Origin of the sequence: Streptomyces sp. NPDC005262, from assembly GCF_042872425.1 — a bacterium.
GTDB lineage: Bacteria > Actinomycetota > Actinomycetes > Streptomycetales > Streptomycetaceae > Streptomyces.
In genome coordinates, this window is the sequence record NZ_JBIAKK010000001.1 from 926,092 (window position 1) to 948,013 (window position 21,922).

The window sequence follows — 21,922 nt, forward strand, 5'->3', positions numbered from 1 at the left end:
CCGTCGCGAGACACCCCTGGGGCACACCTGGGGGAGGGCCCCAAGAACACCGCGGGAGACCCTCGCCCGTTTCGAGCGCTGGTCGGCCGTTCGACCAAGGCCGCTCACATTTCACTTGGCGACTAACTTGGTTGGCGACGCTTTGCTGACACGCCACCTTCCGCCCACCCCTCGGGTCGGCTGCGTCGAGCGCGCCAGCTCCACACTGTGTGCCCGACGAGAGCGACAGCGGAAATGATCGCAGCAACGCGAATCGTGTTCCAGGTTATGGAGAACGTCATCCCTTGCGAGTCAGCCTCTGTACTCAAGCGCTGAGTGGCCTCGAAGAAGGCGATCAATGGAACGAGCAGGCGGAAGAGAAGGCCACCAACTCCGGGCGTTCGCGCTACGTTGCCCACGAGTCCCACAGGCGCACCGAACACGAAAGCCGCTATACCCCACACGAGAATTTGCCCCTGGCTGGAGGCGCCGGGTTCCATTCCGGCCGGAACGGAGGCGACAGGTTCCATTCCGGCCGGAATGGTGGGGTTCATATCCTTAAAAAGGTAGTACGTGACTACGCCGATAGCCAACCCCAAAGACGACAGCGACGCCGACTCGATCTTGGATCGGCGGAAATAGCCCACCGAGAATGCGAAACAGGCCCACGGCCAACCACTAGAAAAAACAGTGCTCACGGCGACGCAAACGGGATCATCCCATTTCCCAGCCACGGGGCCCACTAGGCCAAGTAGCAAACCCGCCCCGAGAGACAAGGCGACCGGCGCAACGCGAGTGCGCAGGAAGCGCATGTCCTCTCCTCCCCGTTCAGTGGGTAATCAGAGTTGGAGATGGCGCCACTCTGAGGCTGCGCGGGCAACCGAACGGCCCCCGAGCGGTGCACCAACCTACCGCAACTTCCGGGGAGCTACCGCTTGGTGTGGGGATCAGAACCTGCAGCCTCCAACCGTGGTCGGTGGCTGATACTTAACGCTCGACTCAGGGCACGTCGTTCCTATGGCAGTGGACTTAGGCTTTTAGGTTAGCTCCGAAGACCCCGCCGAAGCAGTGAGCCACCTCTTGGACCTCACCGCATTTCCCTACGGGGGCTATATTTCGCTCACGATGCGAGAGGATTTGCCAGGCTGTTCCGTCGGAAGAAACCACTCGGAGGGTTGACTGCACAATCGCGGGAGCGAAGGTGCACGTAAAGGGATTCACTGTTCGTTTTCATGGTATAGTCCTAATGAATTTACAGGACGCCGCAAAAAAAGGGGAATGGCGTGAATACCGAGAAGGTTACGGCTCGACGTCTTACGGCCGACGAGGTTTTCGAATTGGGCCTCCAGGACGGCATCTTCGTCTCGGCGGAGATGGATGGCCTTCCTCTCGACTCCTACGCCCCGGCTTTCCTTACGAGGCCGGGTAAGAATTTCGAGGGAGGGTCCTTCACCGCGAGGACGATCTTCGGTGAGGAAATTCATATTCTCCCGGACAACGTCGAAGAGCGCGGGATCTGGATTGCCGACAAGGCAGGGGAACAAATCGAGGTTCTCCAGAGTGCGGGCGTCCTCCTGAACCTCGCCCTCTTCGTGCCCGACGGGAACAAGGAATCACTGGAGTCGCTCTACTCCGCCGCACGGGAAGCATTCGGCGCGGGGATCGTTCAGCGCTGGAGCGAGGAGACCGTCGCGGTGCCGGACGTCAAGGTCGACCTGTACGAGGAGCCGGCCCGGGGGCGGAAGAACACGAACAGCCAAAACCGCGACCGCCGTGCCCTGGACATCTACCCGACCCGAGTGCGGTTCCTGGAGCCCAGCGAGGGCTGGAGGTTCATTGTCGAACCGCACAAGGAGATCGTCGATGACACACCGACGATCTGACCTGATGGCCGGTTAGCCTCGATCTTTCGCGGGAGCCCGTCAGCTTGCTGACGGGCTCTTCTTCGCTTGTTGTCTGCCGAGGAAGTCGACCCCGAGAGCGTCGCCAACCCCCGCCAGGCGCGCTCACTGCTCAAGGGTATTCGGGAACAGGGGCCGCGTGGCGCGCACTTGGAGGTGTTCTTCGGGTGCCTGTACTACGCGGCCATGCGGCCGGCCGAGGCAACAGCCCTTCGTCGCGAGCAATGCCACCTGCCGGAAACGGGATGGGGCACGCTGACGCTGCGCCAGGGGGCCACTCGAGCTGGGCGGAACTGGACTGACGACGGGCAGGCGCACGAGATGCGTCACCTCAAGGCTCGGGCGGTCAAGGACTCTCGGCCCGTACCGATCCCGCCACATTTCGTACGGCTGCTGCGCCAGCACATCGCCACTCACGGAGTCGCTCCGGACGGTCGGCTGTTCCGGACGAGTCGTGGGGGGCTGCTCCAGGGGACTGGATACGGCGAGGTCTGGGCGCGAGCCCGCAAGGACGTGCTGACCGAGCAGGAGGCCGCGTCTCTGCTCGCGCGCCGCCCTTATGGTCTGCGCCATGCCGGGGTCTCGTTCTGGCTCAGTTCCGAAGTGGATCCGATGGAGTGCGCGCGGCGGGTGTGGCACACCATCGCCGTTCTGTTCCGGGTGTACGCGAAGGTGCTGGCGCAGACGCAGGAGCGTGCCAACCATCGGATCGATGCGGCACTGCGTGAGTGGAATGAACCGGAGTGAGGGCCGTCTGTTCCCCCGAGGGGACAGGTGGGGGGACACGGCCGGTTCAGAGGCGGGATACCGGCGGTATGAGGTGAGACAAGTCGCCCATTTCAGGCCCCTCCCCCAGCCGTGTCCCAAGCATGCAGAAACCCCCGCTGATCTGCTGTGTTAGCAGGTCAGCGGGGGCTTCCCGCTCTGTGGCGGCGCCAGGGTTCGAACCTGGGTAGGCTGAGCCGGCAGATTTACAGTCTGCTCCCTTTGGCCACTCGGGCACACCGCCTCGAACGACGCATCAGAACTCCGTTTGACTGGGGCTCCTTGGCGACGACGTAAACGATACCTGATGACCGGGGGTGCTCCGCCACCTGATTGATCAGTGCTCGCGGCGGTCGGCGATGGCTAGGCTTTGCCCTGTACCCACCGCATACGACGCAAGGAGCCACACGTCATGGCCGACTCCAGTTTCGACATCGTCTCGAAGGTCGAGCGGCAGGAGGTCGACAACGCCCTCAACCAGGCCGCCAAGGAGATCTCGCAGCGCTACGACTTCAAGGGCACGGGCGCCTCGATCTCCTGGTCCGGCGAGAAGATCCTGATGGAGGCGAACGGCGAGGAGCGCGTGAAGGCGATCCTCGACATCTTCCAGTCCAAGCTGATCAAGCGGGGCATCTCACTGAAGTCGCTGGACGCGGGCGAGCCGCAGCTGTCCGGCAAGGAATACAAGATCTTCGCCACGATCGAGGAAGGCATCTCCCAGGAGAACGCCAAGAAGGTGGCGAAGATCATTCGCGATGAGGGCCCGAAGGGCGTCAAGGCGCAGGTCCAGGGCGACGAGCTGCGGGTCAGCTCGAAGAGCCGGGACGACCTGCAAGCCGTGCAGGCGCTTTTGAAGGGGCAGGACTTCGACTTCGCCGTGCAGTTCGTGAACTACCGGTAGGTCTTTCGGCCGCCCGCCCGGTCGGGCGCGGCGCGGCGCGGGGTCGGGGCATGGTCAGGCCGGGGTGGCAGGTGCCGGCCGGCCTCGCACCTCCGGGTGCGATGACCGAATACCGCCGGTCGTAGGGGGCGGGCGGGCGCAGACTTGTCCGTGCGGAACGGTGAATCGGGCGATTCACGCGATTCGGGTGGCTCGGCAATTCGCCGCACTGTACGGAGTCGCTCTGTCGGAGTCGCCCGGTACGGATGAAGAGAGGGACCGGCATGACCATGTACGCGACCGTCGACAGCCCGCTGGGCGAACTGCTGCTGGTCGGCGAGGAAGCAGCTGCCGAGGCGGGCGGTGTGGCGCTCGCGTCGCTCTCCATGCCCGGCCAGAAGGGTGCCGTGGTCCTCCAGGGCGGCTGGATCCACGCGCCGGAGGCCTTCGCCGGGATCGCAGCTCAGCTGCGGGCGTACTTCGAGGGCCGGCTGACTCACTTCGACATCGCGTATGTGGAGGGGCAGGGCACGGAGTTCCAGCGCCGGGTCTGGAGTGCGCTGGACACCGTCCCGTACGGGGAGACGGTGTCGTACGGACAGATTGCCGAGCGGGTCGGCACTCCCGGGGCGGGCGTGCGGGCCGTGGGGACGGCGATCGGGCGCAATCCTCTGCTGGTCGTACGCCCGTGTCATCGGGTGATCGGTGCGGACGGGGCACTGCGGGGTTACGCAGGCGGTCTGGAGCGCAAGGAGCGGCTGCTGGGACTGGAAGGTGCCCTGGTGGTGCGCTGAGGGGGCGTGCTGCATGGGTGTGCGCTGGGCGGCTGAATGCCGAACGGCGCTGAGTACCGGATGGCGGTGTGCTGAATGGCGGGTCTCTTCCCCAGGCCGCGGACCGTTGTGGCGCCGGGGGCGGTGCATGTGCCGGAGTGGCTGTCGGTGGAGCGGCAGCGGGAGCTGGTCGAGGCGTGCCGGGGGTGGGCGCGGGGGCCTGTGCCGCTGCGGCACACGGTGTTGCCGGGCGGCGGGGTGATGTCCGTGCAGTCGGTCTGCGTGGGCTGGCACTGGCAGCCGTACCGCTATTCGCGTACCGCGGATGATGTGAACGGCGCCCAGGTGGCCGAATTCCCGGACTGGTTGGCAGAGTTGGGGCGGGCAGCGCTGGTCGAGGCGTACGGGCAGGAGTACTCGGCCGAGGTGTACGCACCGGATACCGCACTGATCAACTTCTATGACGGTGCGGCAAGGATGGGCATGCACCAGGACAAGGAGGAGCGGTCGGTCGCTCCGGTCGTCTCGCTCAGCATCGGCGATACGTGCGTCTTCCGATTCGGCAACACGGGGGACCGTGGACGGCCTTACACGGATGTGGAATTGGCTTCCGGTGACCTGTTCGTCTTCGGCGGACCGTCACGCTTCGCGTTTCACGGCGTGCCGAAGGTCCGCCCCGGAACGGCTGATCCTGCGACGGGTATGAGCGGTGGCCGGCTCAATGTGACCTTGCGCGAGACCGGGTTGGGCTGACCGGGCGCGGGCGGGCGTCAGTGACGCTCTCGTGAGTTCCCGAAGAGCAGCCGGTAGACGATGAGCAGCACCAGTGAGCCGCCGATGGCGGAGACCCACGTCGTGGTGTCGTAGAAGTCGTTGGATATCGGGCGGTCGAGGAAGTGCGACGATATCCAGCCGCCGATGAAGGCGCCGATGATTCCGATGATGGTGGTGCCGATCAGCCCGCCGGGGTCGCGGCCGGGGAGCAGGAACTTGGCAATGGCTCCGGCCAGCAGTCCGAGAATGATCCAACCGATGATGCTCATGTTGCCGAACCTACCCTTCGCCTGGTTGTGAAACCCAAGACGTTTCACGGGCCTGCGTGGTTGCCGGTCGAGCAGAAAGAGCGGCAGGTCACAGCGGGCTCAGGTGCGGGCGTTGTAGTCCGGCCAGGGTTGCGGTTCCGGTGCGTCGTCGTCGGTCTCCTCTCCGTACCAGCCGGTTCCGTCCAGCAGGGCGACGAGGAACTGCTGCCCGGAGAGGGCGGGTCCACCGATGAGCCGCGGCAGCCCGTGGCCCGGGCCGCCGGCGGCGATGCGGTTGCGGAGGGCGGAGGGCAGTGGCGTCGGGGAGAAGCCGGAGGCCGCTGCCGCACCGGCGACGCCTTCGGTGGCGGGGACTGCGGGGAGCGGGCGCTTCTCCCGTCGCGGGGCGGTGTGCGCCGGCTTCTCGCCGGCTGTCGGCAACTGCTCGGTGGCGTTCATGGGTTCATGGTGGACGACGGCACTGACAGTGGGCCGTCGACGGGTCGACGAGGTGGTCCTCGGCGGCTGAGCCGCCTCGCTGTCCGGTTGTCCGGCCTGCGTCAGCGTCCGGCGAACGGCTGGTCGGTGCGGACGATTTCCTTGCCGAAGGGCATGAGGGAGACCGGGATCAGCTTGAAGTTGGCGATGCCGAGTGGGATGCCGATGATCGTGAGGCAGAGCAGGATGCCGGTGGTGATGTGGCCGAGGGCGAGCCACCAGCCGGCGAGGATCAGCCAGAGGACGTTGCCCACGCAGGAGGGCGCGCCGGCGTCGCGGCGGTCGACGACCGTGTAGCCGAAGGGCCAGAGGGCGTAGACGCCGATGCGGAAGGCGGCCAGGCCGAACGGGATGCCGATGATGGTGATGCAGAGGAGGACGCCGGCGGCTATGTAGGCGAGGAACATCCAGAAGCCGCACAGGACCAGCCATATGACGTTCAGGATTGTCTTCACGGGCGATGACCTGCCATCTGCTCGAGTCGGGCGATGCGCTCGGCCATCGGCGGATGTGTCGAGAACATCTTGGACATCCCCTGGCCGGGGCGGAACGGGTTCGCGATCATCATGTGGCTCGCGGTCTCGATCTTCGGCTCGGGGGGCAGGGGGAGCTGTTTCGTTCCGGCGTCCAGTTTGCGCAGGGCGCTGGCGAGGGCCAGGGGATCGCCGGTCAGCCGGGCCCCCGAGGCATCTGCTTCGTACTCGCGGGAGCGGCTGACGGCGAGCTGGATGACGGAGGCGGCGAGGGGGCCCAGGATCATGATCAGCAGCATGCCGAGGATGCCGGGGCCTTCGTCGTCGTTGGATCGGCCCACGGGGATCAGCCAGGCGAAGTTCACCAGGAACATGACGACGGAGGCGAGTGCTCCGGCGACGGATGAGATCAGGATGTCGCGGTTGTAGACATGGCTGAGCTCGTGGCCGAGGACACCGCGCAGTTCGCGTTCGTCCAGGATCTGGAGGATGCCTTCGGTGCAGCAGACCGCCGCGTTGCGCGGGTTGCGTCCGGTGGCGAATGCGTTGGGTGCCTGGGTCGGGGAGATGTAGAGCCGTGGCATGGGCTGCCGCGCTGCGGTGGAGAGTTCACGGACGATGCGGTACAGCTGTGGTGCTTCGAACTCGCTGACCGGGCGGGCCCGCATGGCTCTGAGTGCGAGTTTGTCGCTGTTCCAGTAGGCGTAGGCGTTGGTGCCTATTGCTACGACGAGCGCGACGACGAGGCCTGTACGTCCGAAGAAGCTGCCGATGACGATGATGAGTGCTGACAGGCCCCCGAGGAGTACGGCGGTTCTCAGCCCGTTGTGCCGGCGGTGCACGGTACGCCCTCCAAGTGGTGCAGCAGGGGAACCCTTTGCTGGTGGTGCTCCACTCCCCAGTGGAGCCTCCTGTACTGGTCAACGCCAGGCGAGGAAAGCTAGTTCCCTTGTGCGCGCGGCCGGAGGGCGGGCCGTGTCCGGCGGCTTGTCCGGCTGTTGGGGCCGGAGCAGGCATTGGGCCGTACGGGTGTCGGGGGGCGGTGCGGGGCGGCGGCGGGTGGGTCAGCGCTGGGCGGGGAGCTTGGCGAGCGCGAGGGCCTCGGGGTCGGGCTCGACCTCGCTGGTGCAGTGGGCGCAGCGGGAGGCGATGGCGGGGATCTCGGTGTAGCAGCGGGGGCAGTCGCGCAGGGCGGCCTTGATGTCGACCTTCTGGTCCTTGCTGGACGCGAAGCGGCTCTGGACCTTGGTCATCGGGACGACGACGCAGAAGTAGAGCACCGCGGCGGTGATCAGGAAGGCGATGGCGGCGGCGAGGAACTTGCCGTACGGGAAGATGGCGCCCTCGACCGAGAACTCGGCCGTGCTGAAGTCGCCGACGGAGCCGGTGGCGAGGCCGATCAGAGGGGTGATGAAGGCGGTGCTGAAGCCGGTGACGACTGCGGTGAACGCGGCTCCGACGGCGAGTCCGATCGCCATGGAGATGACGTTTCCGCGCAGGATGAAGTCCTTGAACCCGTTCAGCACTGCTCTCGCTCCTCTTCGCCGTATGCGTGTGTGTCGTACGTCTGTGTCGTTGTGCGGGCATGACCATGCCCTGTTCGGTCCGCCCGGGGCAAACCGATCTTGGGCGGGGCGTGCGTCAGAAGAGGTTGACCGCGGCGAACCGGAATACGAGCTGCGGGGCGCCGGAGAGCACGATGCCGACTGCGGCGGTGAGGGCGATCGCGGTGGTGAGGGAGACGGGCACCGCTACGGGTGTGCCCAGGGGCTGGACCGCCGTCGCCGGCCCGTCGGCCAGGGCGGCGACCGGGGCCGGAGCGGCCGGCTCGGTCTCTTCCGGGGCGCGGAACAGCGCCGCCGTCCACTGCAGGTAGTAGTAGAGCGCGATCACGACGTTCACGGCCATGACGACGGCGAGCCAGCCGAGTCCCGCGTCCACGGCCGAGGAGAAGACCGTGACCTTGGCGAAGAGACCGACGATGCCAGGCGGGAGGCCGGCCAGGCAGAGCAGGAAGAAGCCCATCGCTAGGGCGGTGAGGGGGCGGGTGGCGTACAGGCCCCGGTAGTCGGAGAGGCGGTTGTCCGGCTTCGTGCGCGCGACAAGTGCGGCCACGGCGAAGGCGCCGAGGTTCACGACGGCGTACATGAGGGCGTACGCGACGGTCGAGCCGATCTGTTCGTCGCTGGAGTAGGCGGCGGAGGCGATCGGCACCAGGAGGTAGCCGGCCTGGGCGATGGACGACCAGGCGAGCAGGCGTACGGCGCTGCGGGCGCGGGTGGCGGTCTGGCGCAGGGCCGCGACGTTGCCGACGGTCATGGTGAGGGCCGCGACGACGGCGAGGGCCGGTCCCCAGACGTCGGCGTACGACGGGAACGCGATCACGGTGACGAGGATCAGCCCGGAGAAGCCGACGGCCTTGCCGACGACCGACAGGTAGGCGGCGACCGGCAGCGGGGCGCCGACGTACGTGTCGGGGACCCAGAAGTGGAACGGTGCGGCTGCCGTCTTGAAGGCGAAGCCGACGAGGGTGAGGGCGACGCCCGCCTCGGCGAGGGTGGAGAACTGGTCGGGGACGTCGTGGAGGCGGGTGGCGAGTTCCGTGAGGTGGAGGGTGCCGGTCGTGGCGTACACGAAGCTGACGCCGAGGAGCATCACCGCGGTCGCGACGACGGAGGAGAGGAAGAACTTGAGGGCCGCCTCGGAGGAGCGCCGGTCGTCGCGCTTGATGCCGACGAGGGCGAAGGCGGGCAGGGACGCGACTTCGAGGGCGACGACGAGGGTGGCGAGGTCGCGGGCGGCGGGCAGGAGTGCGGCGCCTGCCGCGGAGGACAGCAGCAGGAACCAGAATTCGCCGGCGGGGAGTCTGCGCGTGTCACCGAAGGAGAGCAGCGCGGTGAGCAGGGCGCCGCCGAGGACGAGGACCTGGATGATCAGCGCGAAGTGGTCGGCGGTGTAGCTGCAGGCTTCGGTGCCGGTTCCCGTGGTGAGGCAGAAGGTGGAGTGGTTGCCGTCGCGCAGCGGGATGAGGAGGGCGAGGGCGGCGACGAGTCCGGCGACGCTCGCCAGGCCGAGGAGGGGTTTGCGTTCCTCGGGAAGGAAGAGGTCGGCGACCAGGACGATCAGGGCGACCGTCGCGACGACGACGGGGGGCGCGATGGCCAGCCAGTCGACGGACTGGACGAGGCTGGTGGTGCTGTCGGCCGCTGTGGTCACGACTTGCCTCCTGCGAGGAGCTTCTGCACGGCCGGGTCGGTGAGGCCGAGGAGGACGGCGGGCCACAGGCCGGCGAGGACGGTGAGGGCGGCGAGCGGGGTCCAGGCGGCGAACTCGTACGTCTGGATGTCTGCGATCCGGTGCGCCTCCTCGTGCCTCTTGCCCATGCAGACGCGGCGCACCACGATGAGCATGTATGCGGCGGTGAGCAGGGTGCCGAACGCGCCGATCGACATGAAGGTGAGGAAGGCCGGGCGGCTGAGGCCCGGGGCCGGGTCGAAGGCGCCGAACAGGGTGAGCATCTCGCCCCAGAATCCGGCGAGCCCGGGCAGGCCGAGCGAGGCTACGGCGGCGAAGGCGAGGAGGCCGCCGAGGCGGGGGGCACGGCCGTAGAGGGCGGCTCCGCTGGCTCCGGAGAGGGTGTCGAGGTCGGCGGTGCCGTACCGGTCCTTGACGGCGCCGACCAGGAAGAACAGCAGGCCGGTGATGAGGCCGTGGGCGATGTTGGCGAAGAGCGCGCCGTTGACGCCGGTGGGGGTCATGGTCGCGATGCCGAGGAGTACGAAGCCCATGTGGCCGACGGAGGAGTACGCGATCAGGCGCTTCAGGTCGCCCTTGGAGCCGGGGCGGGCGAGAGCCAGGCAGGCGAGCGACCCGTAGACGATGCCGACGACTGCGAACGCGGCGAGGTACGGCGCGAACGTGTGCATTCCGTCGGGGGTGATGGGCAGCAGGATGCGGACGAACCCGTACGTGCCCATTTTCAGCAGGACGCCCGCGAGGAGCACCGAGCCGACGGTCGGGGCGGCGGTGTGGGCGTCCGGCAGCCAGCTGTGCAGCGGCCACATCGGGGTCTTCACGGCGAGCCCGATGCCGATCGCGAGTACGGCGATGACCTGCACGGACGAGGTGAGCCCACGGCCGTTGTCGGTGGCGAGTGCCACCATGTCGAAGGTGCCGCTCTTCAGCCCGATGAGGAGCAGGCCCAGCAGCATGATCACGGAGCCGAGCAGCGTGTAGAGGATGAATTTCCAGGCGGCGGCCTGCCGCTGTGCGCCGCCCCAGCGGGCGATGAGGAAGTACATCGGGATGAGGACCATCTCGAACGCCAGGAAGAACAGCAGCAGGTCGAGGACGGCGAAGGCCGCAAGGGTGCCGGACTCGAGGACGAGCACGAGTGCGACGAAGGCCTTCGGGGAGGGCCCGTCGGGCATTTTGAAGTAGCTGTAGAGCGCGCAGAGGAAGGTCAGCAGCGCGGTCAGCACGAGAAGGGGGAGCGAGATGCCGTCGATGCCGAGGTGGATCCGGACGTCGAGCGCCGGGATCCAGCTGATGTCGGTGGTGGCCTGCATCTTCGACGGGTGGTCGTGGTCGAACCCGAGGGCCAGCACGATCGCGGCGATGAGGATCGCACCGGTGACGGTCACGCCGTGGCGGAGCACGGCCTGGTCGGAGTTCTTTCCCCGCAGCCCGGGCGGGGCCGGCAGGAGGGCGGCGACGGCACCGATGAGAGGGCCCACGACGATGAACGCGAGAAGGAACTGCATCACGGATTCGCTGATATCGATCACGGCTCACGACCCGGCGTTGACGGTGGCAAAAACGACGGCGGCGATCGCCAGGACAAGGGAACCCGCGAGCAGTGCGCTGAGGTAGGTCTGCACATTGCCGGTCTGGGCGCGGCGGACGGCGATGCCGAGCAGGCGTGCGCCGGTGCCGGAGCCGCGCACGTACGTGTCGACGACCTCGCGGTCCAGGAAGCGGACGAGGCTCGCCGCTGCCTGGACGGGGCGGACGAACAGCTTGGTGTAGAGGGCGTCCAGGTGGAAGCCGGTGGCGGCGTGGCGGTGCAGGGGGCCGAGCAGCAGACGGCCGGGGTCGGCCGGGTCGGGGGCGCCCGGGGTGTCGCCGTAGCCGGCGGTGTGGTGGGTCATGGCCTCGGCCTCGACGAGTGCGGGTTCGGCGTCGGGGTGGGCGGCGACGGCACCGACGGGGATGCGGGCGGCGAGGGCCGTGGTGTGGCGCCAGGCGGCGTAGGTGACGAGGCCGCCGACGAGGGCGACGCCTGTGGAGAGGACGGCGGTGGTCACGGTCGGGGTGAGGCTGTGGCCGTCGAACCAGTCGGTGATCACGCCGACGGTCAGCCCGAAGGCGATGGTGGGGACGGCCAGGACCCAGAGGACGGCGGTCATCGCGACGGGCTGCCTGCCGTGGTCGGGGACCTCGGCGCCGCGGCCGCGGAAGGCGAGGAGCCAGAGGCGGGTGGCGTATGCGGCGGTGAGGACGGCGGCGAGCAGTCCGGCGACGAGGACGGTCCACCCGGCGGCGGCCGGGGCGACGTGCCGGTCGCCGAGCGCGGTGTGTTCGGCGGCGACGAGGACGGCTTCCTTGGAGAAGAAGCCGGCGAACGGCGGGATGGCGGCGAGCGCGAGGAGGGCGACGGTCATCGTCCAGTAGGCGTCCGGAATGCGCTTGGCCAGTCCGCCCATGCGGGACATGGCGGCCAGCGAGTTGGTCCCGGCGGCGTGGATGACGACGCCCGCCGCGAGGAAGAGGACGGCCTTGAACGCGCCGTGCGAGAGGAGGTGGAAGACGGCGGCTCCGCGGTCGCCGACAGCCAGTGCACCGGACATGTAGCCGAGCTGGCCGATCGTCGAGTACGCGAGGACGCGTTTGATGTCGTCCTGGGCGAGCGCTGCGAGCCCTGATCCGATCATCGTGACCGCCGCCATCACGGCGAGGACGACGAGGGCGGCGCCGGATTCGGCGAAGACGGGGAGGAGCCGGGCCACGAAGTAGATGCCGGCGGCGACCATCGTCGCGGCGTGGATCAGCGCGGAGACGGGGGTCGGGCCCGCCATCGCGTCGGGCAGCCAGGTGTGCAGCGGGAACTGCGCCGACTTGCCGGCGACCCCTGCGAGGAGCAGCAGTGCGATGACGGTGGGGTGGTCCAGGCCGCCGTTGGCGACGGCGCCGAGGATGCCGGTGATCCGGAAGGTGCCGGTGTCGGCGGCGAGCGCGAACAGGCCGATCAGGAAGGGGACGTCGCCGAGCTTGGTGACCAGGAAGGCCTTGAAGGAGGCGGCGCGCGCTTCGGGTGTCTCCCAGTAGTGGCCGACGAGGAAGTACGAGCAGATGCCCATGATCTCCCAGCCGACCATCAGCACCATCAGGTCGCCGGAGTAGACGACGAGCAGCATCGCGGCGGTGAAGAGGGAGACGAGGGCCGCGTACGAGGGGTAGCGGGGGTCGTCGCGCAGGTAGCCGGTCGAGTAGATCTGGACGCAGGTCGCGACGAGCCCGACCAGGACGGCGACGAGGACCGCGAAGCCGTCGAGGTGGAGGGCGAGGTCGATGGGGACCGAGCCGGTGGGGGTGAGCCGGGTCGCGGCGTCGATGGCCGGGCCGCCGCCCTGGCGTGCGGCGACGACTACGGCGAGTACGGCCGCGACGAGGGTGGGGAGGACGGCGAGGGGGCGCACGTAGCCGGGGGCGGTGCGGCCGAGGAGCAGGCCGGCTGCGGCGCCGAGGAACGGGAGGAGGGGGACGAGGACGGCGAGGGTCGTGGTGGTCACGCGGGGGCCTCTGCCTTCTTTGCCTTCCCTGCCGGAGCAGTGGCCTGGTCTTCGGTGCTGTCGCCGGGGAGGGCTTCGGCGGCGTCGGTCTCGGCGGTGTCACGGAGGCGGTCGACGTCCGAGCTGCCTCGGTTGCGGTAGACGGCGAGGACGATCGCCAGGCCGATGCCGATCTCCGCCGCCGCGATGGCGATGGTGAAGAGGGTGAGGGCCTGGCCGGAGTGCAGGGCGTCGCGGAGCCAGACGTCGAAGGCGACCAGGTTGAGGTTGACGGCGTTGAGCATCAGCTCGACGGACATCAGGACCAGGATCGCGTTGCGGCGTGCGAGGACTCCGTACAGCCCGGTGCAGAAGAGGAGGGCGGCGAGCACGGCGGGATAGGCGAGGTGCATCAGCTCTGCTCCTTACTGCGCTTGCGGGACAGGACGATCGCGCCGACGAGGGCGGCGAGCAGCAGGACCGACAGCGCTTCGAAGGGCAGGACCCAGTGCCGGAAGAGGAAGGCGCCGGTCGCCTCGGTGGACCCGTGGGCCGGTCCGTCCAGGTCGATCCAGGTGGTGCGGAAGGCGTCGACGACGACCCAGACGAGGGCCGCCGCGGCGGCGACCGCCACGCCGAGGGCCGCCCAGCGGTTGCCGGAGTCGGCGTCCGGGGAGCGGCCGATCGGAGCCTTGGTAAGCATCAGCCCGAAGAGAAGGAGGACGACGACGGAACCGACGTAGATCAGCACCTGCACCCAGGCGATGAACTCTGCGGTGAGCAGGAGGTACTCGACGGCGAGACCGCCGAGCGCGACGACCAGCCACAGGGCGGCATGGACCAGCTGCTTGGTCGTGACGGTGATGAGGGCCGCTCCGAGGGTGGCGATGCCGACCAGGAGGAAGGCGATCTCGATGCCGGTCGGGGAGAGGAAGCCGGGGTGGGCCGTGGCCGCGGTGGCTGCGAGTGTCACTCCTCTCCCTCTTCCTCTTCGTGGGCCTGCTGGGACGGCTGGGCTGCTTCCTTGGCCTGCTCGGCCTCCTGGGCGCGCTGGGCTTCGAGTTTCTCCGCCGTCTTGCGGGCGGCGGCGATCTCCTTGGGGTCCTCCGCGCCCGGGTCGAGCGCGGGCGGTTCGGGCACCGTCCACATCCATTCGCGGAGCTTGTCGCGCTCGTGGGTGAGGTCGTGGATGTCCGTCTCCGCGTACTCGAACTCCGGCGACCAGAACAACGCGTCGAAGGGACAGACCTCGATGCAGATACCGCAGTACATGCAGAGCGAGAAGTCGATCGCGAAGCGGTCGAGGACGTTGCGGCTGCGCTCGCGGCCGCCCGGGGCGGCGGCGGGCACCGTCTCCTTGTGGGAGTCGATGTAGATGCACCAGTCCGGGCACTCACGGGCACACAGCATGCAGACCGTGCAGTTCTCCTCGAACAGCCCGATGACACCGCGGGAGCGGGGCGGGAGTTCGGGCTGGACGTCCGGGTACTGCGCGGTGACCGTCTTCTTCGTCATCGTCCGCAGGGTGACGGCCAGGCCCTTGGCCAGGCCTGAGCCGGGGATCGGAGACATCAGCTGATCGCCACCTTCACGATGCCGGTGAGCGCGATCTGCGCGAGGGCGAGCGGGATGAGTGTGGTCCAGGCGAGCTTCTGCAGCTGGTCCTCGCGGAGGCGGGGGTAGCTCACCCGCAGCCAGATGACGACGAAGGCGAGGACCGCGGTCTTGAGGAGCGTCCAGACCCAGCCGAGTCCGTCGGCGCCGAGCGGGCCGTGCCAGCCGCCGAGGAAGAGGACGGTGGTCAGTCCGCAGAGGACGACGATGCCCGCGTACTCGGCGAGCAGGAACAGTGCGAACCGCAGGCCGGTGTACTCGGTGTACGCCCCGAAGATGATCTCCGAGTCGGCGACCGGCATGTCGAACGGCGGTCGCTGCAGTTCGGCGAGTCCGGCCACGAAGAAGACCAGGGCGCCGACGATCTGCCAGGGCAGCCACCACCACTCGAAGGCATTGACGATGCCGGGGAGGGACACGGTGCCGGCCGCCATCGCGACGGATGCCGCGGCGAGCAGCATCGGCAGTTCGTAGGCGAGGAGCTGCGCGGCGGTGCGCAGGCCGCCGAGGAGGGAGAACTTGTTCGCCGATGCCCAGCCGGCCATCAGCGAGCCGAGCACTCCTACGCCCATGACGGCGAGCACGAAGAAGATGCCCGCGTCGACCACCTGGCCGACCGCGCCCTCGCTCGGACCGATCGGGATGGCGACGAGCACCAGGAGGTACGGGAGGAGGGCGACGGCCGGCGCGAGCTGGAAGATCCGGCGGTCGGCGTCGGCCGGGACGATGTCTTCCTTCTGGGCGAACTTCACGCCGTCGGCGACGAGTTGGGCCCAGCCGTGGAAGCCACCCGCGTACATGGGGCCGAGGCGGCCCTGCATGTGGGCCATCACCTTGTGCTCGGTCTGGCCCACGACGAGTGGGACGACCATGAACACCCCGAAGACGATGACGAGCCGGAGGGCGACGTCGAGTACGTCGTTCACGCGGTATCGCCTCCGGCGGGGGGGTTGGGGGTCGGCTCGGGTGCGGGGTCAGGGTTCGGGGTGTCGGGCTCGTCCGAGGTGTCGGACTGTTCCGAGGTGTCGGCGGCGGGGCCGCTGGGCGGGGCCTCTCCCCTGCCCGCCCCTTCCCGGAGCGGGGGTTCCGCCCCGGCTCCCTCGCTCCTCGGGCGCCGGAGGGGCTGCGAGGTGCCCGGATCCTGCGAGGTGCCCGGTTCCTGGGAGGTGCCGAGGGGCTGGGAGGCACTCGGCTCCTCGGTCTTGCCGACGGTCCGGGAGGTGTCCTCTTCCGAGGTCTCGTCGAAGGCCGGGCGGGCCTTGTGCCAGGGCGCGTCCGTGCTGCGGGGCGCCGGTGCCGGTTCCGCCGGTGCCGGTGTCGATGCCGTCGCTCCCGGTTCCGTCGCTGCCGGCTCGGGCGCCGCCGCCGGCTGGCTCGCCGAGCCCTGGGACGCACTGCGGGTGCGGCGCGGGGTCGCGGTCAAAGGTGCGGTCTCCGTGCTCGCGGCCGGCGCTGCCGCCTCCGGCTGCTGGCTCGCCGAGCCGTCGCTCACACTGCGGGCGCGGCGCACCGGGCGGTCGCCTGCGGTCCTGGCGGTGCGGGCCGGGCGGGTCGGGGCCGGCGGAAGCTGCCCCTTGAGGGGGCCCCACTCGTTCGGATCGGGGACGCCGGGCGGCAGCATCGTGCGTCGCTTCGGTCCGCCGTGTTCGGACTCGCCCGGCTCCTTGGCGCCCGGCCAGGCCTTGGCGACCCGGGCCGCCAGCACGAAGTCCTTGCGCAGCGGGTGGCCCTCGAAGCCCTCGGGCAGCAGCAGCGGCACCAGATGCGGGTGGCCTTCGAAGCCGATGCCGAACATCTCGTGCGTCTCGCGCTCGTGCCAGGCGGCGCCCGAGTAGACACCGACGGCCGTGGGAAGGACGGCAGCGTCGTGCGGGACGGTCGTACGGATGAGGAGTCGGCGGACCTTGCCGTGTGCCGGAGCGGCGACGTGGGCGCAGACGCGGAAGCCGGTGCCCGGTTCGTCGACGGCGCTCAGCCAGTCGAAATAGGTGCAGCCCAGCCGGTCGCGGGCCGTTTCGAGGGCGGCGATCCAGGCGCTGGCCGGCACGTCGACGGTCAGCAGGTCGTACGCGTGCTCCGCTGTGGCGTCCTCGCCGAAGAGTTCGGTGACGGCGTCCGGCAGGCTGTCGTACGCGTCGGTGGCGGGAGTGCTGGTCACGTCCGGTCCTCCCCCGGTGCGGGCGGGGCGGCGACCAGCCCGCTGCGCAGTGCGGCGGTGGAGGGCCGGCTGCCGCCGCCCGTCCCGTACCGCTCGCCCAGCGACTCGCGGGCGATCTTCTCCTGCAGCTTGAGGATGCCCTGGAGCAGGGCCTCCGGCCGGGGTGGGCAGCCCGGTACGTAGACGTCGACGGGGATGATCTGGTCGACGCCCTTCGTCACGGAGTACGAGTCCCAGTACGGGCCGCCGCAGTTCGAGCAGGCGCCGAAGGAGATGACGTACTTGGGCTCGGGCATCTGCTCGTACAGCCGTTTCACGGCCGGGGCCATCTTGTCCGTCACCGTGCCGGAAACGATCATGAGGTCGGCCTGGCGGGGGCCCGGGGCGAACGGGATCACGCCGAGCCGGATGAAGTCGTGCCGGGCCATGGACGCGGCGATGAATTCGATGGCGCAGCAGGCGAGGCCGAAGTTGAAGACCCAGAGGCTGTAGCGGCGCCCCCAGTTGAGGACCACCTTCATCGGCTCCGGCGCGAGCCGGGACAGCACGCCGAGCCGCTTCGGCTCCGGCAGCAGGGTCGTTTCGGGCCGGGGCTGCGGCTCGGGGGTCTGCGGGCTCGTCACGTCCATTCGAGGACGCCCTTCTTCCATGCGTAGAGCAGTCCCACGGCCAGGAAACCGAGGAAGATGAACATTTCCACCAGCGTCGTCGCGCCGTATCCGGGCGCGGCGAATACGGTCGCCCATGGAAACAGGAAGATCGAGTCGACGGCGAAGATCACGTACAGGAAGGCATAGACGTAATAACGGACCTGTGTATGTGCCCATCCTTCACCCACGGGGTCCACGCCGCACTCGTACGTGAGGAGCTTTTCCGGTGTCGGGACCACGGGGCGCAGCAGTCGTCCGGCTCCGAAGGCCACGGCCACGAACAACACGCCGATCAGCGCGAGCAGTCCGACCACCGAGTAGCTGTCGAAGTAGTCCGACGCGAGAACGGTCGATTCCGGCAGGTCCGCCACGTAGGCCACGTCCGCCCCTCCGCTCCCTCATACCTGTTCGACGATCTGTACGCACGGGAGTCTAGGCCCTGCTAAAGAGACGTTAAGCAGCCGCGTCTGGCAAGAGGTGGGGTTATCCCTACTTCACCCCACCCATGAACCCCATGGCGTGCGCAGGTCCGGCCCGGCAGGCTGGGCGTATGACCATGAGCCCCCCGGTGCCCGACGGCGACCGGCTGCCGCCCGCCCGCTTCGCCCTCGATCCGTGGACGTGGAAGGAGATCTCCTATCTCCTTTCCAACCTGCCGATGGCGCTCGCCGGGTTTGTTTACACAGTGTTCATGATCGGTGTCGGCGTGGGGCTTTCGGTCACGGTGATCGGTCTGCCACTGCTGGCCGCCGGGCTGCAGGGGGCGCGGCTGCTCGGCCGGGCGGAGCGGGGCCGGGCCCGAGGGTTGCTCGGGATACGGATCGACGAGCCGAGTTCGGTGGCGCTGGCCCGTCACGACCAGGGCTTCTTTCCGTGGCTGTGGACGAGTCTCAAGGATCCGGTGGGCTGGCGAGCGGTGCTGTACTCGTTCATCCGGCTGCCCTGGGGCGTGCTCACGTTCACGGTGACGCTGGTGAGTCTGTTCGTCCTGTGGCCCGTGCTGCCCTTCACCGCGCGTCTGCTCACCAATGCGGACCGGGCGATGGCGCGCGGGCTGCTCTCGCCGTCGGACGAGCTGGAGCGCCGGATCGCCGAGCTGGAGTCGGACCGCGGGGTGGTCGTGGACACGGCCGCCGCGGACCTGCGGCGCATCGAGCGCGACCTGCACGACGGCGCCCAGGCCCGCCTCGTCGCCCTGGCCATGGATCTGGGCCTGGCGAAGGAGAAGCTCACCGACGACCCCGAGGCGGCCGCCCGCATGGTCGACGAGGCCCACGGCGAAGTGAAGGTCGCCCTGCAGGAGCTCCGGGATCTCGCCCGCGGCATCCACCCCGCCGTCCTCACCGACCGCGGCCTGGACGCTGCGCTCTCCGCCATCGCCTCCCGCTGCACCGTCCCCGTGCGGGTCGAGGTGGACCTGCCGGGGCGCCCGGCGGAGGCGATCGAGGGCATCGCCTACTTCACCGTCTCCGAGCTGCTGCAGAACGTGAGCAAGCACAGCGGCGCGCGCTCGGCGTCCGTCGAGGTCTGGCGGTCGGCGGAGCGGCTGCTGATCCGGGTCAGCGACGACGGCCGGGGCGGGGCGCGGATGGACGGCGGTACGGGGATGTCGGGGCTGGCGGAGCGGCTGGGAGCGGTCGACGGGCTGTTCGTCCTCGACTCGCCGGCCGGCGGGCCGACGACGGTCACCGCGGAGCTGCCCTGGCGGGACCGGGACCAGGGGCGGCGGCCGGACCGGGACCGGGACGGCGCGGGCGCCGCGGAGCGCCATTAGCCGCAGCCCGGAGGCCGGGGGTGGGGAAAACCCCCGGTCGAAGAGGGATACCGGCCTCATGGTGCCTCCTCCCGCAGAACAGCACCCTTGATGTATCAGCCGCTGTACGGGCTGTACCGGACAAGACCACCGCCGAAAGAAGAAACGGACGGCACCCATGGCCACGGCATACGGACCGGACACTCGGGACCATCAGCGGTCCGGTGTCGGCCCCGGGGACAACCCCCCGGTGAAGCACTTCTTCCCGGCGGTGCTGCGCGCGCCGCTGGAGGCGAGGACCTGGCGCGAGTTCGGATATCTGCTGCTGAGTCTGCCGATCAGCGTGGTGCTCTTCAGCTTCGCGATCACCATGACGTCGCTGGGCGCGGGCCTGCTGATCACCTTTCTCGGCATCCCGGTCCTCGCCCTCGGTCTGGCGATGTGCCGAGGCTTCGGCGTGATGGAGCGGGCCCGGGCACGGGGGCTGCTGAAGCTGGAGGTGGCGGAGCCGGCTCCGGTGCGCGGCAGGACGGGCGGCCTGATGTCATGGGTGGGGGCGGTCCTGAAGAGCGGGGTGTCCTGGCGGCATCTGCTCTACGCGCTGCTGCACTTCCCTTGGGCGGTCTTCGCCTTCACCGTGTCGTTGACGTTCTGGACGTACGGGTGGGCGGCGTTCAGCTACCCGCTGTGGCAGTGGGTGTTCCCTGCGTACGTGGGGGCCGACGGCATTCAGCTGTACGGCGACGCCACGCACGACGTCTACCTCGACTCGACGTTCGATCTGGCCGCGACCAGCGCGTGCGGCCTGGTGCTCGTCCTGCTCACCCCGTGGATCATCCGCGGTCTGGCGTCCGTGGACCGGGTGATGGTGCACGGGCTGCTCGGGCCGTCGCGCCTGGCGTCGCGCGTCGTCGAGCTGGAGTCGGACCGCGGGGTGGTCGTGGACACGGCCGCCGCGGACCTGCGGCGCATCGAGCGCGACCTGCACGACGGCGCCCAGGCCCGCCTCGTCGCCCTGGCCATGGATCTGGGCCTGGCGAAGGAGAAGCTCACCGACGACCCCGAGGCGGCCGCCCGCATGGTCGACGAGGCCCACGGCGAAGTGAAGGTCGCCCTGCAGGAGCTCCGGGATCTCGCCCGCGGCATCCACCCCGCCGTCCTCACCGACCGCGGCCTGGACGCTGCGCTCTCCGCCATCGCCTCCCGCTGCACCGTGCCGGTGACGGTCGAGGTGGACCTGGCATCCCGGCCTGCACAGGCGATCGAGGGCATCGCCTACTTCACCGTGTCCGAGCTGCTGCAGAACGTCAGCAAGCACGCGCAGGCGACGCGCGCGACGGTCGACGTGTGGCGTACGGCCGGCCGGCTGCTGCTCCAGGTCACCGACAACGGGCGGGGCTGCGCCAATCTGTCGGCGGGCAGCGGTCTCGCCGGTCTGGCCGAGCGGCTGGACGCGGTCGACGGTGTCCTTGTCGTCGATTCCCCGGTGGGCGGCCCGACGAGGGTCACGGCCGAGCTCCCCTGGCGTGGCTGAGGCGTCGCGCCTCGCGGAGAACGCGTCACGCAGAAACATTGTCGCGCAGCACATCTCGCACCGCACATCCATACGCAGGTACGAATCGTCGTGCGGCGCCCGGATCTCGTCCGGGCGCCTCCGTCGCGTCCCCCGCCCGCACACAAGCATCCGTCACAGCCCCCGCTCGCGGACCGATGCTGGGATGCTGGGGGCACGAGGGACGGATCGGGTCGGCGGTGGAGCCGACGGACAGCAACAGGGGGACAGGGCGTCGTGGTGGAGGACAGGGTGCGAGTGGTCATTGCCGAGGATTCGGTACTGCTCCGGGAGGGGCTCACCCGATTGCTGACCGATCTCGGGCACGACGTCGTCGCGGGGGTGGGGGACGCCGAGGCTCTGATCAAGACGGTGGGCGATCTTGCCGGGCAGGGCGAGCTGCCCGATGTGGTCGTCGCCGATGTGCGGATGCCGCCGACCCACACCGACGAGGGCGTACGGGCGGCGGTGCGGCTGCGCAAGGAGTACCCGGGCATCGGGGTCCTGGTCCTTTCGCAGTACGTCGAGGAGCAGTACGCCACCGAGTTGCTGGCCGGCAGCAGCCGTGGTGTGGGCTATCTGCTGAAGGACCGGGTGGCGGAGGTCCGTGAGTTCGTGGACGCCGTGGTCCGGGTGGCGCAGGGTGGCACGGCGCTGGACCCTGAAGTTGTGGCTCAGCTGCTGGGCCGGAGCCGTAAGCAGGACGTCCTGGCCGGGCTGACGCCGCGCGAGCGCGAGGTGCTCGGTCTGATGGCGGAGGGGCGGACCAACTCGGCGGTCGCGAAGCAGCTGGTGGTGAGCGACGGCGCGGTGGAGAAGCACGTCAGCAACATCTTCCTGAAGCTCGGCCTGTCGCCCAGTGAGGGGGATCACCGACGGGTCCTGGCCGTACTGACCTACCTCAACTCCTGATTAGCTGACACTCTGTCAGGTAATGGCCCGTGGCCGTGCCCGGTCGCGGAATGAGCGCCCGCGAGCGCCCGGACACGCCGCCTGACGACCCAGGGGGTTCGTGAAATATGGCAGAACGGCACGAAAAGGCGTCTCATAGTGGCGTCCACCATGTGACCGGTCCGGGGAAGGCGACCCTTACCGACGTAGGGTGGGCCTTGGGACCGCCGGCGGGCCGGAGGG

General features: G+C 69.1%; 22 protein-coding genes, 1 tRNA gene and 1 pseudogene. 8 read left to right on the forward strand and 16 right to left on the reverse strand.

The annotated features are described in order from the left end of the window. Positions 1–1,262: 1,262 nt before the first annotated feature. Together ACFYP5_RS04160 and ACFYP5_RS04165 are read left to right on the forward strand one after the other, a co-directional pair. A complete protein-coding gene (locus tag ACFYP5_RS04160) occupies positions 1,263–1,862 on the forward strand; it encodes a hypothetical protein (protein ID WP_389030173.1) in 600 nt (199 codons plus the stop codon). Between the two features lie 72 nt (positions 1,863–1,934). Then, a pseudogene (locus tag ACFYP5_RS04165) lies at positions 1,935–2,627 on the forward strand (site-specific integrase); the annotation flags it as partial. Positions 2,628–2,807: 180 nt separating this feature from the next. On the opposite strand, the gene ACFYP5_RS04170 reads toward ACFYP5_RS04165, so the two are convergent. Further along, a tRNA-Tyr gene (locus ACFYP5_RS04170) sits at positions 2,808–2,889 on the reverse strand. A 168-nt stretch (positions 2,890–3,057) separates the two neighbouring features. Here ACFYP5_RS04170 and ACFYP5_RS04175 point away from each other — a divergent pair. The 3 genes from ACFYP5_RS04175 (at position 3,058) to ACFYP5_RS04185 (ending at position 5,051) form a co-directional block, all read left to right on the forward strand. Beyond that, positions 3,058–3,546: a YajQ family cyclic di-GMP-binding protein gene (locus ACFYP5_RS04175; RefSeq protein ID WP_030926258.1), complete on the forward strand. Its 489-nt coding sequence runs from the start codon at positions 3,058–3,060 to the stop codon at positions 3,544–3,546. A 263-nt stretch (positions 3,547–3,809) separates the two neighbouring features. Next, a complete protein-coding gene (locus tag ACFYP5_RS04180) occupies positions 3,810–4,319 on the forward strand; it encodes a methylated-DNA--[protein]-cysteine S-methyltransferase (RefSeq protein ID WP_389030175.1) in 510 nt (169 codons plus the stop codon). Positions 4,320–4,394: 75 nt separating this feature from the next. Next, on the forward strand, positions 4,395–5,051 hold the full coding sequence (locus ACFYP5_RS04185) for an alpha-ketoglutarate-dependent dioxygenase AlkB family protein (protein WP_389030178.1): 657 nt from the start codon (positions 4,395–4,397) through the stop codon (positions 5,049–5,051). A gap of 17 nt (positions 5,052–5,068) precedes the next feature. Here the strand turns inward: ACFYP5_RS04185 and ACFYP5_RS04190 are convergent, their stop codons facing one another. The 15 genes from ACFYP5_RS04190 to ACFYP5_RS04260 form a co-directional block, all read right to left on the reverse strand. Further along, positions 5,069–5,341 carry a GlsB/YeaQ/YmgE family stress response membrane protein gene (locus ACFYP5_RS04190; RefSeq protein ID WP_389030181.1) on the reverse strand — a complete coding sequence of 91 codons (273 nt, stop codon included), beginning with the start codon at positions 5,339–5,341 and terminating at the stop codon, positions 5,069–5,071. A gap of 99 nt (positions 5,342–5,440) precedes the next feature. After that, positions 5,441–5,779 (reverse strand): hypothetical protein, encoded by a 339-nt coding sequence (locus ACFYP5_RS04195; RefSeq protein WP_389030184.1) that lies wholly within the window; start codon positions 5,777–5,779, stop codon positions 5,441–5,443. A gap of 101 nt (positions 5,780–5,880) precedes the next feature. Beyond that, positions 5,881–6,273, reverse strand: a complete 393-nt coding sequence (locus tag ACFYP5_RS04200) for a YccF domain-containing protein (protein WP_389030187.1) — start codon at positions 6,271–6,273, stop codon at positions 5,881–5,883. Next, positions 6,270–7,133 (reverse strand): zinc metalloprotease HtpX, encoded by an 864-nt coding sequence (gene htpX, locus ACFYP5_RS04205; RefSeq protein ID WP_389030190.1) that lies wholly within the window; start codon positions 7,131–7,133, stop codon positions 6,270–6,272. The genes ACFYP5_RS04200 and htpX overlap by 4 nt, the downstream gene beginning before the upstream one ends. A gap of 222 nt (positions 7,134–7,355) precedes the next feature. Further along, the gene (locus ACFYP5_RS04210) at positions 7,356–7,817 is read right to left on the reverse strand and encodes an MscL family protein (protein WP_389030194.1); all 462 of its coding nucleotides are present in this window, start codon (positions 7,815–7,817) and stop codon (positions 7,356–7,358) included. A gap of 115 nt (positions 7,818–7,932) precedes the next feature. Beyond that, positions 7,933–9,507, reverse strand: a complete 1,575-nt coding sequence (locus ACFYP5_RS04215; RefSeq protein WP_389030197.1) for an NADH-quinone oxidoreductase subunit N — start codon at positions 9,505–9,507, stop codon at positions 7,933–7,935. Beyond that, positions 9,504–11,054: a NuoM family protein gene (locus tag ACFYP5_RS04220; RefSeq protein WP_389030199.1), complete on the reverse strand. Its 1,551-nt coding sequence runs from the start codon at positions 11,052–11,054 to the stop codon at positions 9,504–9,506. The genes ACFYP5_RS04215 and ACFYP5_RS04220 overlap by 4 nt, the downstream gene beginning before the upstream one ends. A 27-nt stretch (positions 11,055–11,081) precedes the next feature. Further along, positions 11,082–13,082: an NADH-quinone oxidoreductase subunit L gene (locus ACFYP5_RS04225; protein ID WP_389030202.1), complete on the reverse strand. Its 2,001-nt coding sequence runs from the start codon at positions 13,080–13,082 to the stop codon at positions 11,082–11,084. Next, entirely contained in the window at positions 13,079–13,474 is a 396-nt protein-coding gene (gene nuoK, locus ACFYP5_RS04230) for an NADH-quinone oxidoreductase subunit NuoK (RefSeq protein WP_389030204.1), read from the reverse strand. Before nuoK ends, ACFYP5_RS04225 begins: the two co-directional genes overlap by 4 nt. Then, positions 13,474–14,034 carry an NADH-quinone oxidoreductase subunit J gene (locus tag ACFYP5_RS04235; protein WP_389030207.1) on the reverse strand — a complete coding sequence of 187 codons (561 nt, stop codon included), beginning with the start codon at positions 14,032–14,034 and terminating at the stop codon, positions 13,474–13,476. Before ACFYP5_RS04235 ends, nuoK begins: the two co-directional genes overlap by 1 nt. Continuing rightward, a complete protein-coding gene (locus tag ACFYP5_RS04240) occupies positions 14,031–14,633 on the reverse strand; it encodes a NuoI/complex I 23 kDa subunit family protein (protein ID WP_389030210.1) in 603 nt (200 codons plus the stop codon). The genes ACFYP5_RS04235 and ACFYP5_RS04240 overlap by 4 nt, the downstream gene beginning before the upstream one ends. Further along, positions 14,633–15,601, reverse strand: coding sequence for a complex I subunit 1 family protein (locus ACFYP5_RS04245; protein WP_313938693.1), 969 nt, complete (start codon positions 15,599–15,601; stop codon positions 14,633–14,635). Before ACFYP5_RS04245 ends, ACFYP5_RS04240 begins: the two co-directional genes overlap by 1 nt. Then, complete coding sequence (locus ACFYP5_RS04250) at positions 15,598–16,833, reverse strand: NADH-quinone oxidoreductase subunit C (protein ID WP_389030212.1); 1,236 nt, start codon at positions 16,831–16,833, stop codon at positions 15,598–15,600. Before ACFYP5_RS04250 ends, ACFYP5_RS04245 begins: the two co-directional genes overlap by 4 nt. After that, the gene (locus tag ACFYP5_RS04255) at positions 16,830–17,462 is read right to left on the reverse strand and encodes an NADH-quinone oxidoreductase subunit B (protein ID WP_389030215.1); all 633 of its coding nucleotides are present in this window, start codon (positions 17,460–17,462) and stop codon (positions 16,830–16,832) included. The genes ACFYP5_RS04250 and ACFYP5_RS04255 overlap by 4 nt, the downstream gene beginning before the upstream one ends. Continuing rightward, the gene (locus ACFYP5_RS04260) at positions 17,453–17,854 is read right to left on the reverse strand and encodes an NADH-quinone oxidoreductase subunit A (protein WP_267008001.1); all 402 of its coding nucleotides are present in this window, start codon (positions 17,852–17,854) and stop codon (positions 17,453–17,455) included. Before ACFYP5_RS04260 ends, ACFYP5_RS04255 begins: the two co-directional genes overlap by 10 nt. A gap of 179 nt (positions 17,855–18,033) precedes the next feature. On the opposite strand from ACFYP5_RS04260, the gene ACFYP5_RS04265 reads away from it, so the two are divergent. The 3 genes from ACFYP5_RS04265 (at position 18,034) to ACFYP5_RS04275 (ending at position 21,700) form a co-directional block, all read left to right on the forward strand. Continuing rightward, positions 18,034–19,257 carry a sensor histidine kinase gene (locus ACFYP5_RS04265; protein ID WP_389030218.1) on the forward strand — a complete coding sequence of 408 codons (1,224 nt, stop codon included), beginning with the start codon at positions 18,034–18,036 and terminating at the stop codon, positions 19,255–19,257. A gap of 157 nt (positions 19,258–19,414) precedes the next feature. Beyond that, positions 19,415–20,770 (forward strand): sensor histidine kinase, encoded by a 1,356-nt coding sequence (locus ACFYP5_RS04270; RefSeq protein ID WP_389030220.1) that lies wholly within the window; start codon positions 19,415–19,417, stop codon positions 20,768–20,770. A gap of 270 nt (positions 20,771–21,040) precedes the next feature. Beyond that, the gene (locus ACFYP5_RS04275) at positions 21,041–21,700 is read left to right on the forward strand and encodes a LuxR C-terminal-related transcriptional regulator (protein ID WP_389030223.1); all 660 of its coding nucleotides are present in this window, start codon (positions 21,041–21,043) and stop codon (positions 21,698–21,700) included. Positions 21,701–21,922 lie beyond the last annotated feature (222 nt).